This is a genomic window from Streptomyces sp. FH025 (genome assembly GCF_017427025.1).
Taxonomy (GTDB): Bacteria; Actinomycetota; Actinomycetes; order Streptomycetales; family Streptomycetaceae; genus Kitasatospora.
In genome coordinates, this window is sequence record NZ_JAFLNG010000981.1 from 1 (window position 1) to 2180 (window position 2180).

Annotated in this window: 1 protein-coding gene; it reads right to left on the reverse strand. The window is 74.6% G+C overall.

What is annotated here, in order from left to right:
* Positions 1-180 precede the first annotated feature (180 nt).
* Positions 181-2180, reverse strand: a 2000-nt coding sequence (locus J0670_RS36415; RefSeq protein ID WP_207817030.1) for a restriction endonuclease, incomplete at its 5' end; no start/stop codon positions are given.

Sequence of the window (2180 nt, forward strand, 5' to 3'; positions counted from 1 at the left end):
GGAACGTCACGTGAACTCCTGGGACGAAATCGGATTTACCTACCCTTTAATCCTCTCAATTTGTTCGAGCTCGATGCGTATGCCGAGGGGACGGGCGGCCCCCGCCGACCCGGCGGTACGGCGGGGGGTGATCTCCTCCTCAGGTATGACGTGGCCCTGAGGACCAAAGTCCCCGGTGTGCTACTCGACCGCGACGCCGAAGGCGGTCGCCAGCCCGGCCAGACCGTTCGTCACCGCGCGGCCCGAGGGCGCGAACTGCCAGCCCCCGTCGGCCCGTTGGAAGGACCCGAGGAGCATCGCGGAGTCCGGGACGCCGCCGTTGGCGCCCGGCCACTTCGCCGGTCCGGCCGCGCCCGGCCCGTACGAGGCGGCGACGGCCAGCCCGTACACGTAACCGAGCGGCAGCGCCGGGGGTTCCTCCTCCTCGGTGGAGACCGCGACCACCACCTCCTCCACGGCGGCCGGCAGCCGGTGCAGGTCCAGGGACAGGTGGGCCGCCCGGGTCGGCTCGCCCGGCACCGAGCGGGTCGGGTGCAGGCGGACCGCGCCGTCCGGATCCTGCGGGTTGTTGAAGAACACGAAGTGCTCGTCGCTCAGCACCCGGCCGCGCGCGCAGAGGAAGGCGGTGACGTCCAGCTCCACCGCGTCCCCGCCGGCCGTCCGGCTCTGCCAGCTGACCGTCAGGGTGCTCTGCGGGGCGGACTCCGGCTCCGCCGCCGCCGGCTGCGCGGCGGCCTCCGCCGTCCCGCCGCCCAGGCGGCCCCGCAGCCCCTGCTCGGCGAGCAGCTCGACCAGCTCCGGGCCGCTCACCAGGGTCAGCGGCTTGCCCTCGATGTAGCTGTACGAGCCGCGGCCGAAGCCGGCCGTGGTGACCAGGATGCCCTTGATCGCGCCGTGGTGGCGGACGGTGGACTCCAGGTCGCGCACCGCCGTGGGCGGGACGGTCCTCTTGTACCGCTTGGCCTGGATGACGATCTTCCCGCCCGTCACCGGGTCCAGGTCCTCGGCGATCACGTCCACGCCGACGTCGCCGCTGCGGGCCGTGGTCATCACCCGGAAGCCGCGCAGCCGGAACAGCTCGGCGATCAGCTCCTCGAACTCGATCGGGTCCATCTCGAAGAGGTCCGGGTCGTCCTCGCCGAAGTGCCCGGCCAGGCCTCCGCCGACCGTCTCCGGCAGTCGGTCCGGCTTGACCTCGTCCAGCCGCTCGGGCCGTGACGACAGCCTGCCGCTCAACCCCTGGAAGCACTCCACCGGCGCCACCCGGTCCAGTGCCAGCTCGGCGAAGTCGGCCCGCGACACGGTCACCGTGGACAGGAAGCGCTCCGCCTCCCGGCCGGTCGCCGGGTCGATGCCGAGGACGAAACCGTTCAGCACCACCGAGTCCAGCAGCCCGCCCCGGTCAGCACGGAACAGCTCCGCCACCACCCGCAGCGCCGACTGCGCCAGCACCTCCCGGTACAGCGCCTTGCGCTCCGTCGCCGGGCGGGCCACCTCGGCCTCGCGGTCGTCCGTCTTCACGTACCGCACCCGGGCGGCGGCCGGCACCACGTCCGGGCCGGGCAGCTCCCAGTTCACCACCAGCTGACGGCTGGACGCCTCCCAGGCCGCCGCCACCCGGTGCGGGAAGCCCTCCGGCCAGGCCGCCGAGGCGTACAGCCCGGCCGTGAAGTACTCCTGCACCGCCTCCGGCTCACCCGCCCGCAGCCGCCGCAGCAGCTCCTCGGTACGGGCCCCGCGCTCCTCCTCCTCGCGGCGGAAGCGCTCCACCCAGGCCAGGTACTCCTGGTGGTACGCGGCCAGCCGGCGCTGCCGGTCCGCCTCCCGCGCCTGCGCGGCGTACCAGTCCTGCTCGAACCGGGCCCGGGCCTGGGCGAGGTACTGCTCGTACTGCCGCCGCACCCCGGCGTTGCGGGCCTGCGCGGCGTCCGGCGGCGGCACGTGGTAGGCGGCCGAGGTCTGGTCGGGCATCGGCACCGGCTCGCCCAGCGGCCCAGGCTCGAACGGCGGCACCGGGCGCGGCGCCAGCAGCGCCTGCGGCCCGAACCCCGGCGCGGCCAGCCCGGCCGCCAGCAGCCCGCGCAACTCCTCGACCCGGGCGTCCAGTTCGGCCGTCCGCCGGGCCACCTCTGCCTCCCGCGACTGCTGGTACGCGCGCTGCGCCTCCCGCTCCGTCCGGG